At 74.6% G+C, this 13,806-nt stretch carries 12 protein-coding genes and 2 tRNA genes; 7 read left to right on the top strand and 7 right to left on the bottom strand.

From position 1 onward, the window contains the following. Positions 1–26 precede the first annotated feature (26 nt). The gene (locus GWJ10_RS10775; RefSeq protein ID WP_085387816.1) at positions 27–1,049 is read right to left on the bottom strand and encodes a LacI family DNA-binding transcriptional regulator; all 1,023 of its coding nucleotides are present in this window, start codon (positions 1,047–1,049) and stop codon (positions 27–29) included. Positions 1,050–1,224: 175 nt separating this feature from the next. On the opposite strand from GWJ10_RS10775, the gene GWJ10_RS10770 reads away from it, so the two are divergent. The 5 genes from GWJ10_RS10770 to GWJ10_RS10750 all read left to right on the top strand — a co-directional run bounded on the left by GWJ10_RS10770 (position 1,225) and on the right by GWJ10_RS10750 (position 5,772). Next, entirely contained in the window at positions 1,225–1,968 is a 744-nt protein-coding gene (locus tag GWJ10_RS10770; RefSeq protein WP_144683406.1) for a glutamine amidotransferase, read from the top strand. Next, positions 1,968–2,888, top strand: a complete 921-nt coding sequence (locus GWJ10_RS10765) for a ribokinase (protein ID WP_043653989.1) — start codon at positions 1,968–1,970, stop codon at positions 2,886–2,888. The genes GWJ10_RS10770 and GWJ10_RS10765 overlap by 1 nt, the downstream gene beginning before the upstream one ends. A 93-nt stretch (positions 2,889–2,981) precedes the next feature. Further along, entirely contained in the window at positions 2,982–4,040 is a 1,059-nt protein-coding gene (locus GWJ10_RS10760) for a DMT family transporter (RefSeq protein WP_241005755.1), read from the top strand. Then, on the top strand, positions 4,037–5,086 hold the full coding sequence (locus tag GWJ10_RS10755; protein ID WP_043653986.1) for a phosphotriesterase: 1,050 nt from the start codon (positions 4,037–4,039) through the stop codon (positions 5,084–5,086). The genes GWJ10_RS10760 and GWJ10_RS10755 overlap by 4 nt, the downstream gene beginning before the upstream one ends. 110 nt (positions 5,087–5,196) lie before the next feature. Continuing rightward, entirely contained in the window at positions 5,197–5,772 is a 576-nt protein-coding gene (locus tag GWJ10_RS10750; RefSeq protein ID WP_163187388.1) for a CueP family metal-binding protein, read from the top strand. A 73-nt stretch (positions 5,773–5,845) separates the two neighbouring features. Here GWJ10_RS10750 and GWJ10_RS10745 read toward each other — a convergent pair whose 3' ends face one another. Then, positions 5,846–7,669, bottom strand: coding sequence for a DUF5979 domain-containing protein (locus tag GWJ10_RS10745; RefSeq protein WP_163187386.1), 1,824 nt, complete (start codon positions 7,667–7,669; stop codon positions 5,846–5,848). A 170-nt stretch (positions 7,670–7,839) separates the two neighbouring features. Next, a complete protein-coding gene (locus GWJ10_RS10740; protein WP_081599940.1) occupies positions 7,840–9,285 on the bottom strand; it encodes a ThuA domain-containing protein in 1,446 nt (481 codons plus the stop codon). A 280-nt stretch (positions 9,286–9,565) separates the two neighbouring features. Here GWJ10_RS10740 and GWJ10_RS10735 point away from each other — a divergent pair, with 280 nt between their 5' ends. Together GWJ10_RS10735 and GWJ10_RS10730 are read left to right on the top strand one after the other, a co-directional pair. Then, positions 9,566–10,336, top strand: a complete 771-nt coding sequence (locus GWJ10_RS10735; protein WP_163187384.1) for a response regulator transcription factor — start codon at positions 9,566–9,568, stop codon at positions 10,334–10,336. Then, on the top strand, positions 10,329–11,924 hold the full coding sequence (locus tag GWJ10_RS10730) for a HAMP domain-containing sensor histidine kinase (protein ID WP_163187382.1): 1,596 nt from the start codon (positions 10,329–10,331) through the stop codon (positions 11,922–11,924). The genes GWJ10_RS10735 and GWJ10_RS10730 overlap by 8 nt, the downstream gene beginning before the upstream one ends. 89 nt (positions 11,925–12,013) lie before the next feature. Here GWJ10_RS10730 and GWJ10_RS10725 read toward each other — a convergent pair whose 3' ends face one another. From GWJ10_RS10725 to GWJ10_RS20010, 4 genes are all read right to left on the bottom strand, one after another. Further along, positions 12,014–13,186, bottom strand: a complete 1,173-nt coding sequence (locus GWJ10_RS10725) for an RtcB family protein (RefSeq protein WP_163187662.1) — start codon at positions 13,184–13,186, stop codon at positions 12,014–12,016. A gap of 121 nt (positions 13,187–13,307) precedes the next feature. Continuing rightward, positions 13,308–13,380: transfer RNA gene (locus GWJ10_RS10720), tRNA-Arg, on the bottom strand. A 43-nt stretch (positions 13,381–13,423) separates the two neighbouring features. Then, positions 13,424–13,495: transfer RNA gene (locus GWJ10_RS10715), tRNA-Arg, on the bottom strand. A 154-nt stretch (positions 13,496–13,649) separates the two neighbouring features. Continuing rightward, positions 13,650–13,781, bottom strand: a complete 132-nt coding sequence (locus tag GWJ10_RS20010) for a hypothetical protein (protein WP_277394950.1) — start codon at positions 13,779–13,781, stop codon at positions 13,650–13,652. Positions 13,782–13,806 lie beyond the last annotated feature (25 nt).

Genomic DNA, 13,806 nt, shown 5'->3' with positions numbered 1-13,806 from the left:
CACCGCCCGCTCCCGGCGAACACCCCTCAGCCGTCCGCGGGCCGGGCGACCGAGCCGCGCACGACGAGGTGCAGCGGCAGCACGGTGCGTGCGGGCGGGACCGCGGGCGGGGTGCCGGCCATCGAGCGCTCGATCGCGTCCATCGCCGCGAGCGCGAGCGCCGCGACGGGCTGCTCCAGCGTCGTGAGCTTGGGGCGCAGCCACTGGCCGACACGGATGCCGTCGCACCCGACGACCGAGAGGTCCTCGGGGATGGAGATGCCGTGCAGCTCGGCCGCGCCCAGCATCCCGACGGCCACGATGTCGCTGCCGACGAACACGGCCGTCGGCGCGTTCCCGGGCCGCGTGAGGTAGGGGAACGTCGAGGCGCCGAACTGCTCGGTGTACGGCCCGTGGCGCACGAGGTCCGGGTCGACGTCGAGGCCGGCGTCGTGCATCGCGTCGACGTAGCCGCGCAGGCGGTCCTGGGTCGTGGACAGCTCCGCGGGCCCGGCGACGTGGGCGATGCGCCGGTGCCCCTGCTGCACGAGGTAGCTCGTGGCCTGGTAGGCGCCGCCGTAGTTGTCGACGGTGATCGTCTCGACGGGCAGGTCGAGGTCGACCTCCTCGTCGATGACGACGACGGGCAGCCCGTCCGCGACGGCGCGCGCGAGCCGGTCGTCGGTGCGGGACATCCCCACGTAGACGATGCCGCCGAGCGAGCCGTCGCTCGCGAGGAGCTGGCCCAGGCCGGACTCGGCGTCGCCGTGCCGCGTCGACAGCGCGACGACGAGCGGGACGCGGCGGTCGCCCGCGAGGCGCGCGACCTCCTCGGCGAGAGCGGTGAAGAACGGGTTGACGAAGTCGGGCACGACGAGCGCGACCACCCCGGTGCGACGCTCGTCGTCGCGCGCGGCGGGACCGGGCGCGGGGACGACGTACCCCACCTCGCGGACCGCGGCGTCGATCCGCGCCGCCGTCTCCGGCTGGACGTTGAGCTGCCCGCGCAGATAGCGCGACGCCGTCGAGGCCGACACGCCGGCACGTTGCGCAACACGCGTGAGCGTCATGGCTCCCCTTCCTCGGGGCGGTCCCCCAGATCCCCTGCACTCTACCGGGAGCGTCGGGCCGCGCACGGTGTTGACAGCCGCGCCGCTCGCCCCCTACGGTCTTGCGCAACGCTACACAACGTTGCGCAACGTCGTCGAGGACGTCGCCGCGCGACCTGATCGCAAGGAGGCCGGGATGAGCCGGGTTCTGCTCGCCGGGGAGTCGTGGATCAACGCGACCACCGACTACAAGGGGTACGACGCGTTCCCCCACGCCCAGCTCGAGATCGGGTGCGCGCGCCTGCTCGAGGCGCTGGCCGCCGAGGGCCACGAGGTCACGCACCTGCCCTCGCACCTCGTCGCCGAGGACTTCCCCTCCACGCTCGACGCGCTCGACGCCTACGACGTCGTGATCCTGTCCGACATCGGCGCCAACTCGCTCCTGCTCCCGCCGGTCGTGTTCTCCCAGGGGCGCCCGTTCCCGAACCGGCTCAAGCTCCTCGCCGAGTGGGTCCGCCGCGGCGGCGGCCTCATGATGGCCGGCGGCTACCTCAGCTTCCAGGGCTTCCAGGCCAAGGCGAACTACCACGGCACCGCGGTCGAGGCCGTCCTGCCCGTCGACATCCTCCCGTACGACGACCGCGAGGAGACCCCCGAGGGCATCGGCGGCACCCTGACCGACGTCGAGCACCCCGTCACCGCCGGCCTCGACCGCGAGTGGCCGATCCTCCTCGGCTACCAGCGCCTCACCGCCAAGGCCGACGCGACCGTCCTCGCCACCATCGAGGGCCGCCCGCTCGTCGCCGTCCGCACCGAGGGCGAGGGGCGCACGCTCGCGTTCGCCTCCGACATCTCCCCGCACTGGGCCCCGCGCGAGTTCATGGACTGGTCCGGCTACGGCCCGCTGTTCGGCCAGGCCGTCACCTGGCTCGCGGGCTGATGACGCCCGAGGTGGTGGTCGTCGGCAGCCTGAACATGGACCTCAGGCTGACCGTCGACCGCCTGCCCCGCTCGGGCGAGACCGTCTCCGCGACGGGCCTCGTCCGCTCCCCCGGCGGCAAGGGCGCCAACCAGGCGGTCGCCGCCGCCCGGCTCGGCCGCCGCGTCGCCATGGTCGGCGCCGTCGGCGACGACGACGACGGCCGCGCGATCCGCCGCCGCCTCGCCGTCGAGGGCCTCGTCCTCGACGGCCTCGCGACGGCGGACCGCCCCACCGGCGTCGCCGTCGTGCTGTGGGAGCAGCCCGAGTCGACGATCGTCATCGAGCCCGGCGCGAACGCCGTCGTCGACGAGGCGTTCGTCACCGAGCGCGCCGACCTCGTCCGCGACGCGGCCGCCGTCCTGTGCCAGTGCGAGACGCCGCTCGGCGCCCTGCGCGCCGTCGCCGCCACCGCGACGGGCACCACGGTGCTCAACCCGGCGCCCGCCGTCCCGCTGCCCGCCCCCGTGCGCGCCGCGTTCCGCGTGCTCGTGCCCAACCGGTTCGAGCTCGCGACCCTCGTCGGCGCGAGCGACGAGCCCGTCGGCACCGACGCCGTGCTCGCCATGGTCCGCGCGCTCGACCACCCCGGGGACGTCGTCGTCACCCTCGGGGCCGACGGCGCGCTCGTCGTCCCCGCGGGAGGCGCACCCGTCACCGTCCCGGCGGAGCGCGTCGACGCCGTCGACACGACCGCCGCCGGCGACTCGTTCTGCGCGGCGCTCGCGGACGGCCTCCTCCACGGCGGCGACCTCGTCGAGTCCGCCCGCTGGGCGGCGCACGTCGCCGCCTCCACCACCACCCGCCACGGCGCCGTCGACTCCCTGCCGCGCGCCACCGACCTGGCCCCCGAGGGCACCAGGATTCCGCTCCACAGCTAAGTCCGACGTACCGTCGGAGGAAGGCACGGTCACGCAATGAAGCACACCACGCCGGCGACCACCGGTTCCCCGTCCGGCACTCAGGGAGGTGCTGTGAGCCCGTCAGCCCGCCGCAGCAGGGTCAAGGACACCGCGACCGCCCTGCTCGTCGTCGCGACCGTCCTCGCGGGGGCCCTCGGCCCCATGCAGGCGGCCGTCAACGGCCAGCTGGGCAAGACGATCGGCGACGGGCACGCCGCCGCCCTCATCTCGTTCGGGACCGGCCTGGTCCTCATGTTCGTCGTCGTGTTCGCGCGCCCCGCGACCCGACGCGAGGCGCTCGCGATCCCCGGCCTGATCCGCTCGCGCACCATCCCGTGGTGGAACTACCTCGCGGGCCTGTGCGGGGCCGTCATCGTGCTGTCCGAGGGCGTGACCGTCGGCGTCCTCGGCGTCGCGACGTTCCAGATCTCGCTCATCTCCGGCCTCGTCATCTCGGGCGTCATCTGCGACCGCCTCGGCGTCACGGCGTCCGTCAAGCAGCCGCTCACCACCACGCGCCTCCTCGGCGCGGCGCTCGCCATCGCGGCGACCGTCGTCGTCATCTCCCCGAGCTTCTCGGTGCCGCACACGATCGTGCTCGCGATCATGCCGTTCGTGGGCGGTCTGCTCGCGGGCTGGCAGCCCGCCGGCAACGCGGCCGTCGCCGACGTCACCGGGTCGATGCTCGTCTCGATCGGCTGGAACTTCCTCGTGGGCTTCACCGCCCTGCTGATCGCCTACCTCGTGCGCGCGGCCGTGGGCGGCGTTGACTTCCAGCTCCCGAGCGAGTGGTGGATGTACCTGGGCGGCCCGCTCGGCCTGCTGTCCATCGCGCTCATGGCGCTCCTCGTGCGCGGCCTCGGCCTCCTTCTGCTCGGCCTCGCCTCGGTCGCGGGCCAGCTCGTCGGCTCGCTCGTCCTCGACGCCGCGATCCCGGCGCTCGGCCACACCGTGCACGTCGCGACCGTCGTCGGCACGGTCATCGCGCTCGTCGCCGCCGGGATCGGCATGATCCCGTCCGGCAAGGCGGCGCACACCGACGGCCCGGACGGACCCGGCCCGGACGGCTCCGACGCGGGCGTCGCGGCGGCCGTCGCGGGCGGCGAGGCCGGCGAGACGAGCGCGCGATGAGCGTCACGCCCGCCGGTCACGTCCAGACGGTCACCGGCCGCGCCGCGGCTGCGGACCTCGGCCTCACGCTCCCCCACGAGCACCTCTTCAACGACCTGTCCGGGGTGCTCGACCCGCCGAGCTACCGCTTCTCCGAGGCGGTCGTCGAGGCACCGGTCTCCGCGTCGGTCGCGTGGGCGCTGCGCCAGGACCCGTACTGCTGCGCGGACAACATCGCGGACAAGCCGGTCGCCGCGGTCGCGGCGGAGCTCGAGAGCTTCGCCGCGCTGGGCGGGCGCACGATCGTCGACGCGACGTCGAGCGCCGCGATCGGGCGCAACCCCGAGCGCCTCGCGGAGGTCGCGCGCCGCACGGGCCTGCACGTGGTCGCGGGCTGCGGTGCGTACCTCGAGAAGTTCGAGGGCGACCGCATCGCCGCCGCGGCCGTGGACGCCCAGGCGTCCGCGATCGTCGCGGAGCTCGCCGACGGGATCGGCGGGACCGGCGTGCGGCCCGGCATCATCGGCGAGATCGGTGTCTCGCCGTCGTTCACGCCGGGCGAGGCGGCGTCGCTGCGCGCCGCGGCCCTCGCGCAGCGCGAGCACCCGCACGTCGCGCTCCAGGTGCACCTGCCCGGCTGGCAGCGCCGCGCGCACGAGGTGCTCGACCTCGTGCTCGACGAGGTGGGCGTGCGCCCGGAGAAGGTCGTGCTGTGCCACATGGACCCGTCCGCCGACGACCCGGGCTACCAGCGGTCCGTGGCCGAGCGCGGCGTCTGGCTCGAGTTCGACATGGTCGGCATGGACATCACCTTCCCGAAGGAGGGCGTGTCCCCCGACCCGCACACGACCGCGACCGCGGTGCAGCGCCTCGTCGAGGCCGGCCACGCGGGCCAGGTGCTGCTCAGCCACGACGTGTTCCTCAAGCAGATGTGGGTGCAGCACGGCGGCAACGGGTTCGCCTACGTCCCGACGGTGTTCACCGAGATGCTCGCCGCGCGCGGGGTGCCGCGCGACGTGCTCGCGCGCCTCACGCACGACAACCCGGTGGCGATGCTCACCGCGTGACGCGACGCCGTCCGCCACCCGCACGGCCGGGGCCCGCCAGGGTCCCGGCCGTCGGCGCGTCCGGGACCTCCGGCCCTGGTCAGGGCGTCGCGCTCTGAGAGGATCGGCGCATGAGACGACGTGCCCTCCCGACCCTCGTGGCCGCCGTGGCCGCCACGGCCCTCGTGCTCGCCGGCTGCTCCGGCGGGCCCCCGGAGCCCTCCGCGCTGGACGCCCTGCTCGACCGCCACGACCTCACCGGGCTCAGCGGCCAGGAGGTCGTCGACCGGCTCGAAGGGCTCGAGACGGCCGACCGGCCGACCGACCTCGTGGCCTCCGTCCGCGCGGCGGAGCTCGTGCTCGCCGACGAGTCGTACGAGACCACCGTCCCGCTCCCCGAGGACACGTTCTACCTCTCCGTCGCGCCCTTCGTGGACGAGACGCACGAGTGCTTCTACCACTCGCTCACCACGTGCCAGGGCGAGCTCGCGAGCGAGCCGGTCTCGGTGACCGTGGTCGACGCGGCCACCGGCGACGTGCTCGTCGAGGAGGACACGACGCTCGGGGCCAACGGCTTCGTGGGCTACTGGCTCCCGCGCGACGTCGACGCGGAGCTGCGCGTCGAGCACGACGGCCGGGTCGGCACCACGACCGTCTCGACGCGCGACGACGACCCCACCTGCCTCACGACCCTCCAGCTCGCCTGACGAGGCCCGCGCACCCCCGCGCCGTCACGGCGAGGCGTGCTCGCCGTGACGCCGCGGGGGCGCCACGGTCGCCTCAGCCGCGGGCGTGACGCCGCACGACGACGGTGCCGGCCGCCACGAGCAGCGCCGCGAGGAGGACGGCGGCGCCGAGCCCGGCTCCGGTCGTCGCCAGGCCACCGCTCGGTGGCGTCGCCGCGGTGCCCGGCCGCTGCCCCTCGGCACCGGGCCCGTCGGGGACGACGGGCACGTCCGCGGTGTTCGTCAGCACGACCTCGACCGTCGTCCCGTCCCCGACGACGACGCGCGCGGAGCCGTCGTCGAGCACCTCGACCCCGTCGCCCGCGAACGCCGGCGCCCGCCACGCGACGCCGTCGAGGGCCGCGGGAGCCGCCTCGGTGAGCGTCACGACCGTCCCGGCCGGCAGGTCCGGGAGCACCTCGGTGCCACCGTCCGTGAGCACGAGCTCCCCGGTCACCTCGCCCTCGGGCCCGTCGTACGCGTAGCCGACCGGGTACGTGGTCCCCGTCGGCACCCCCGACGCGGCGGGCCCCGTCACGCGCTTGGTCACGGCCACCCCGCCGACGTGCGCGTCGAAGGTGTTCGTCGCGACGACGTCGATCGTCGCGGGCGACGCCGCCGTCACCTCGATCGGCCCCGCGGGGGCGAAGGCCACGCGGTCCGCGCCGCCGTCGTCGATCTCGGTCAGGGAGCACACGGACCCGACCGGCACGCCCGCGAACGTCGTGCTCGCCCCCGCCGAGACGGTGGCCGAGCGCGGGAAGCCGGCGAGCGCCTCGCCCTGCGCGCCCGTGCAGACGAGCTCGAACGCGAACGGTCCCGTCACGCCCTGCGCCGCGTCGCCGTCGACGCGCTTGGCGAGCCGGATCGTGCGCACGCCCTCGCCCCCGCCCGTGCCGCCGGCGCCCGCGTACTCCGCCGACGCCACGACGTCGCCGGACGCCAGGCCGGTGACGGTGTTCTCGTAGCGGTCGCCGTCGCGCGCGTCGGCCGGGACCGTCGTCGCGTAGGACAGCACGTAGACGTGGTCGGCGCCGTGGGCGTCCGGCACGCTCAACCGGAACTGGTTCGCGCCCGGCCCCGCCTCGACGACGTAGTTCGCCGGGTCCAGCCAGAATCCCGAGCCCCAGAAGTCGCCGTCGTCCCACCGGTCGACGGGCACCGCGAGCACGCCGACGCTGTCCTCGACGAGCGTCAGGCGGCGGTCGAACGTGTCCGTGAGCACGACGGGCGACCCGTCCGGTCCCGTGAGGAACTGCCCGGGCACGTACACGTCCCAGCGCACGACGCCCGCGGCGCGGTCGTACCAGCCGCCCTTGACCGGCGAGGTGGGCGGCTGCCAGCCGCCACCGCCCTCGCCCTCCCCGATGCCGCCGGGGACGTCGACGCGGATCTCCACGCCGCCGCCGGTGGTGAACACGAGCACCTCCGCGTCGCTCGTCTCTGTCACCTGGGCCCAGAAGTACACCGTCCCGCCGACGCCCGTGTGGTCGAGGACGTAGTCGCCGAGCGTGCACAGGAACTGCGTCTCGTCGACGGTGCACGTGCCGACCACGGCGCCCGCCGGGTCCGTCAGCTCGAACGTGTCGGCGAACCCGGCGACGCGCGGGCTCGTGGGCAGCGCGAGACGGAACGTGTCGCCCGGGCGCGCGTCGTCGGACACCGCCCACGTGGCGTCGAGACGGATCGAGTCCCCCTGGTGGATCGCACCGGTGGGACGGGTGATCTCGACGCCGGTGATGGCGTCGAGCTCGGCGGCGCTCGCGGTCGTCGGGACGGCGGCGAGGCCGAGCACGGCCAGCAGCAGCGCGACGGCGGCCGTGAGGGCGCGGCGTCCGGGTCGGGCGCGGTGGCGCGGGGGTCGGGCGATGGGGGGCACGGGCTTTCTCCTTCACTCCTGGACGGTCGTCCAGGAGTGAGGACGCGGTGCGGCGCGGATCATCACGCGGCGTGCGCGAGATCACACCTCGCCCACCGCCCGCCCCGCGCGCGACGACGCCCGCCGCACCGAGGTGCGACGGGCGTCGTGCTTGCTGGGCCGGGGAGGCGTCAGGCGGTGCCGCTGAAGTCGACCACGAGCTCCTCGGTGACCGTCTCGCCGTCACGCTCGGCGGTGGCGGTGACCGTCACCTGCCCCGCGGGCACCTCGACGAGGCGCGTCGCGAAGGCCTGGTAGGCGTTCTTGGTCGGCGCGACGGCCGCGAACTCCTTGGTCCCGTACGGCGTGGTGACCGTGAGGTCCACGGCCGTGTCGTCCTGGTTGACCACCCGGACCGCGAGGTACTGCTTGCCGCCCATGGTGCGCAGCTCGGCCTCGGCCGAGAGGTCGAGCGCGGGGCCGTCGTCGACGAGCGCCGACTGCCAGTCGACGAGGTCGTCGATCTTCGTGCCGAGCAGCGCGCGGTCGCCCGCCGCCGCCGACAGGTGGTCGACGAGCGACCGCGCGCCGCCGAGCACCTGGACGGCCGTCGCGGGGTCGTCCGCGTCGGCCGCGCTGCGCGCGCTGCCGAGCAGCGACGAGATCGCGCCGGCGATGACGCCGTCGCCCACCGCGGAGGTGTTCAGGCCCGCCACGAGCTCGTCGACCTCGCCGAAGGTGACGCAGTTGCCGCCGCCCTCGACGACGCCCGCGGTCCACTCGACGCCCTTGAGGACGTGCTCGAGGAACAGCGGGTCGGTCCACGAGGCGTCGGTGTGCCCGGCGCCCTCGTACCAGGAGCGACCGCCCTCGAAGTTCTGGCACCACGCGATCGGGTGGTCCTCGCCCATCGCGTTGTTGCCCGGGTTGTACGTCGACTCGTCGAGCGTGATGAGGACGTGGACGTCCTCGCGCGGGTTGGTCGTGTAGTTGTACCACTCGTCGAACCGCTCCCAGACGGCGGGCAGGTGCGCCGTCGAGGGGTGGCCCGGGCTCTCGACGCGCATCGTCGCCGTCTGCTGCTGCGGGTGGCTGACGAACCGTGCGCCGCCGCCCGTGAGCTGGCTGTACCAGGGCACGGTGTGCATCGTGTCCGTCGCCGCGTGCAGGCCCACGAACCCGCCACCGCCCCGGATGTAGCCCTGGAACGCGGCGAGCTCGGCGTCGTCCAGGAGGCGCGGCGTGGCCGGGTTGAGGGAGTTCGTGTTGTCGACCGGCGACGCGAAGACGATGGTCGCGTACTGCGCGAGGTCCTCGGCGCTCGTGAACGGCGAGGAGTCCATCGTCAGGTCGGGCTGGCCGGGCGAACCGCTGCCCCACCACCCCGCCGAGCTGTTCGGCGGGTCCCACACGTCGACCGTGAAGCCGTTGTCGGCGCCGAGCTCGATGAGCGCGCGCGTGGTGTCGTCGATGTGCGAGTGGCGGAAGCCGAGCGTCTCCCCCACGACGAGGATCTTGTAGTCCTCCTCGTCGGCGGCCGCCGGGCCCGCGGTCATGAGCGTGGCACCGCCCACGAGCGGCAGCGCGGCGGCCGCAGCCACCGCCCGCCGGAACGTCATGCCGCTGAACAAATCCATGCGTGCTTCTCCCTCGTCGTCGAGAGCGCGAGCCGGAGGGTCGCCGACGGCGACCCCACGGGGCGACGCGCGCACTCCTGCGTGCGTGGACGTCGGCTGCTGCCGATGCAGCGAGTTTTGACGGCAGGCGCACAAAAGTCAAGGTTTCAACGACTCGCGACTGCGGTTTCTCACCCCGGCCCGCGGCGCGCGTCGGGCGGCGGCCGGGCCGGCCTCGGGGCACAGCGAGCGCACAGGGTCACCACAGGCACGCCTCCGCGTCGCGCGCGACCCTGGGAGCATGACCACAGCCCCCGCCCCCGTCGGCCGCCCGGACCAGCCGCGCCTCACGCGCCCGGACGGCTCCCCCGTCCGCGTGCTCGTGGTCGACGACGAGCCGAACCTCGCCGAGCTGCTCACCTCGGCGCTGCGGTACGAGGGCTGGGACGTCTCCACCGCGCTCGACGGTCACACCGCGATCCGCACCGCGCGGGAGACCGGGCCGGACGTCGTCGTGCTCGACGTCATGCTCCCCGACATGGACGGGCTCACCGTCCTGCGCCGCCTGCGCGAGCGCGACGCCGACGTGCCCGTGCTGTTCCTCACCGCGCGCGACGCCGTCGAGGACCGCGTCGCCGGGCTCACCGCGGGCGGCGACGACTACGTGACCAAGCCGTTCAGCCTGGAGGAGGTCGTCGCCCGGCTGCGCGGGCTGCTGCGCCGCGGCGGTGCGACCGCCCAGCGCGAGGACTCCGTGCTCGTCGTCGGCGACCTCGAGCTCGACGAGGACGCGCACGAGGTGCGGCGCGCCGGCGAGGAGATCCGGCTCACCGCGACCGAGTTCGAGCTCCTGCGGTACCTCATGCGCAACCCGCGCCGCGTGCTGTCCAAGGCGCAGATCCTCGACCGCGTCTGGAACTACGACTTCGGCGGCCAGGCCAACATCGTCGAGCTCTACGTCTCCTACCTGCGCCGCAAGATCGACAAGGGCCGCGCGCCCATGATCCACACGCTGCGCGGCGTCGGGTACGTGCTCAAGCCCGCCGCCGACGCGGAGAGCACCCGTGCCTGACCTCGGCGGGACCCGCCCGACGGCCACCGGCAGGGACCGGCGGCCCACCGCGCTGCGCCGGCGCCTCGTGCTCGTGCTCGCGACCGTCGTGCTGCTCGTCACCGTCGGGCTCGCCGTCGCGTCCGCCGTCGTGCTGCGCACCCAGCTCGTCGCCCAGGTCGACCACGAGCTGCGCCAGGCGAGCGACCGGCTCGCCCACGGCGACGGCCCCGCGCAGCCCCCGGACGGCACCGGCGACGCGTCCGGGCCGGAGCCCGGCGGGCCCGACGACCCGTCGCGCTTCCCCGCGGGCACCGGCCCCGGCAGCGCCGTGCTGCGGTACGACGGCGGCGCGCTCGTCCTCGCGGAGTACGTCACCCCGGACCTCCAGCGCGTGGCGCTCGACGACGCCCAGGTCGCGGCGCTCGAGAACGTCCCCGCCGACGGCGCCGCGCACGACGTCGACCTCCCCGACCTCGGGTCGTTCCGCGCCGTGCACCGCACCACCGCGGACGGGCAGCCCGTCGTCGTCGCGTCGAGCACCGCCCAGGTCGACGCGACGGTCGAGAGCTACGTGCTCGTCGAGGCCGCGCTCGGCGCAGCCGGGCTCCTCGCGGCCGTGCTCCTCGGCACCTGGCTCGTGCGGCGCTCGCTGCGCCCGCTCGACGACGTCGCCGCCGCCGCGGGCCGCGTCTCCGAGCTCGAGCTCGCGCAGGGCGAGATCGACGCCATCCCGCGCGTCCCGGACGACCTCACCGACGAGCGCACGGAGGTCGGCCAGGTGGGCGCCGCGCTCAACCGGATGCTCGAGAACGTCGAGACCTCGCTCCAGGCGCGCCACGACTCCGAGACCCAGGTGCGGCGGTTCGTCGCCGACGCGAGCCACGAGCTGCGCACGCCGCTCGCCTCCATCCGCGGGTACGCCGAGCTCGTGCGCCGCTCCCCCGACGACGTGCCGCCCGCGACCGCGCGCTCGCTCGACCGCATCGAGGCCGAGGCCGTGCGCATGACCGGCCTCGTCGAGGACCTGCTGCTCCTCGCCCGGCTCGACGCCGGACGCCCGCTCGACCGCGCGCCCGTCGACCTCGCCGTGCTCGCCGTGGACGCCGTCACCGACGCGCACGCCGCGGGACCCGACCACGAGTGGGCGCTCGACCTGCCCGGCGCGGACGACCTCGACGTCGACCCGGCGTCCGGCGCCCCGGACCCGGACGACCTGCCGGACGACGCCGTCGACCTCGAGGTGACCGGCGACGAGGCCAGCCTGCGCCAGGTCCTGGCCAACCTCCTCGCCAACGCCCGCACGCACACCCTGCCCGGCACGCACGTGGACGTCCGGCTCACCGCGGACGCCGACGCCGTCGTGCTCGCCGTCGCCGACGACGGACCCGGCATCCCCGCGCCCCTGCGGCCGACGCTCCTGCGCCGTTTCACGCGCGGCGACGACGCCCGCAACCGCACCGGCGGCTCCACGGGCCTCGGGCTCGCGATCGTCGACGCGATCGTGACCGCCCACGGCGGCACGATCACGGTGACCTCCACGACGGCGGACGAGCCCGGCCCCACCGGCACCACCGTCGCGGTCCGCCTCCCCCGAACCCGCCTCTGACACCCCTCCGGCGCCGAGCAGGTGGTCCTGGCTCGTCCGGACCTCGGGACGCGCCAGGACCACCTGCTCGCCGCGCCCGGACCGCCTGGTCAGCCCTTAACGCAGAGGAGCGTCGTGAGCCGGGCGACGACCTCGACGAGGTCGGACTGGGCACCGATGACCTCGTCGAGGTCCTTGTAGGCGGCCGGGATCTCGTCGAGCACCCCGGCGTCCTTGCGGCACTCCACGCCGGCCGTCTGCGCGGCGAGGTCGTCGAGCGTGAAGGTCTTCTTCGCCTTCGTGCGCGACATCCGACGGCCCGCGCCGTGCGACGCCGACCAGTACGACTCCGGGTTCCCGAGCCCGCGCACGATGTACGAGCCGGTGCCCATGGAGCCCGGGATGAGCCCGAGGTCGCCCTTCCCGGCCCGGATCGCGCCCTTGCGGGTCACGACGAGCTCCTGGCCGTCGACGTGCTCGACCGCGACGTAGTTGTGGTGGACGTTCACGGCCTCGTCGAACGCGATCTCGCGGCCGGGGAACGACGCACGCACGGCGTCGACGACGAGGGTCATCATGACCGCGCGCGAGCGCGCCGCGTACTCCTGCGCCCACCACAGGTCGGCGAGGTACGCGTCCATCTCCGGCGTGCCGCCGAGGAACACGGCGAGCTCGCGGTCGACGAGCCCCTGGTTGTGCTCCAGGCGCTTCGCGACCGCGACGTGCTGCTCCGCGAGCGTCTTGCCGATGTTGCGCGACCCCGAGTGCAGCTGGAGCCAGACCTGCCCGTCGGTGTCCGTGCACAGTTCGACGAAGTGGTTGCCCCCGCCCAGCGTCCCGAGCTGACGGCGCGCGCGACCCTCGATGTCCGAGACGCGCCCGTGCAGCCCGGAGAACCGCGACCAGAACGCGTCCGCGCCGCGCGCGACCTCGGCCGGGCCGCGACCGGAGATCGAGCGCAGCCGGTGCGGGTCGACCGGCTCGTCGTGCGCGTGGAAGCCGACGGGGATCGCGGCCTCGATGCGCGCGCGGACCGGTCCGAGGTCGTCGGGCAGGTCCTCCGCCGTGAGGGACGTGCGGACGCCGATCATCCCGCACCCGATGTCGACGCCGACGGCGTTGGGCGACACGGCGTCGCGCATCGCGATGACCGAGCCGACGGTCGCGCCCTTGCCGAGGTGGACGTCCGGCATGACGCGCACGCCCTCGACCCACGGCAGCGCGGCGATGTTGCGCAGCTGCTGCAGCGCGGCCGGCTCGACGGCGTGCTCGTGCGCCCACATGAGGGTGGGTGCCTTCGCGCCCGACAGCGGGACGGGGAACGTGTGGGCCTCGGTGCTCACGATGCTGACCTCCTCGGGTCGTCCTGACGATCATGACGCCGCCCCGGCAGGGACGGCGAGGTGCGCGCGGGAGGACTCGAACCCCCGCCGCCCGGCTCCGGAAGCCGGCGCTCTGTCCGCTGAGCTACGCGCGCTGGTGCTCCTTAACGTCGAGCAGACGGGACGCGAGCGTCCAGGTGCCCTCGGAGGGAGTCGAACCCCCGTCTCCGCTTCCGTAGAGCGGCGTCGTGTCCGTTGGACCACGAAGGCAGTGCTTTTCCCCGCAGGCGCACGGCAAATGCGCGCCGACGGCGGAGAGAACAGAAAGACGGCACGATAAATGCACCCCGACCGTGTGCATTCCCGCACAAGAAAAAGGCCGCCCCGGCGATGTCCGGGACGGCCTGTCGTGACGACGCTGTGGTCAGACGACAGGACCGCCGGGGTAGCCGGCGAGGAACGAGGACACGCTGAGATACGCCACGGGCAGCACGACGCGCGGCTGCTCGCAGGGCAGGACGGGACGTCGCCGGTCCTGCTGGACGGGTTCGCGCACGGCACTGCTCCTCTCGGTCGTGTCG

It is taken from the genome of Cellulosimicrobium sp. SL-1 (assembly GCF_011033075.1).
GTDB lineage: Bacteria > Actinomycetota > Actinomycetes > Actinomycetales > Cellulomonadaceae > Cellulosimicrobium > Cellulosimicrobium funkei.
Note: the sequence above shows the minus strand (reverse complement) of the source record. Positions and strands in the feature narration are given on the sequence as shown.

Bases quoted from the DNA above. Each gene is read 5' to 3' on its own strand.
- GWJ10_RS10775 (WP_085387816.1), bottom strand. From the start codon at position 1,049: ATGACGCTCACGCGTGTTGCGCAACGTGCCGGCGTGTCGGCCTCGACG.
- GWJ10_RS10770 (WP_144683406.1), top strand. From the start codon at position 1,225: ATGAGCCGGGTTCTGCTCGCCGGGGAGTCGTGGATCAACGCGACCACC.
- GWJ10_RS10765 (WP_043653989.1), top strand. From the start codon at position 1,968: ATGACGCCCGAGGTGGTGGTCGTCGGCAGCCTGAACATGGACCTCAGG.
- GWJ10_RS10755 (WP_043653986.1), top strand. From the start codon at position 4,037: ATGAGCGTCACGCCCGCCGGTCACGTCCAGACGGTCACCGGCCGCGCC.
- GWJ10_RS10750 (WP_163187388.1), top strand. From the start codon at position 5,197: ATGAGACGACGTGCCCTCCCGACCCTCGTGGCCGCCGTGGCCGCCACG.
- GWJ10_RS10740 (WP_081599940.1), bottom strand. From the start codon at position 9,285: ATGGATTTGTTCAGCGGCATGACGTTCCGGCGGGCGGTGGCTGCGGCC.
- GWJ10_RS10735 (WP_163187384.1), top strand. From the start codon at position 9,566: ATGACCACAGCCCCCGCCCCCGTCGGCCGCCCGGACCAGCCGCGCCTC.
- GWJ10_RS10725 (WP_163187662.1), bottom strand. From the start codon at position 13,186: ATGTGGGCGCACGAGCACGCCGTCGAGCCGGCCGCGCTGCAGCAGCTG.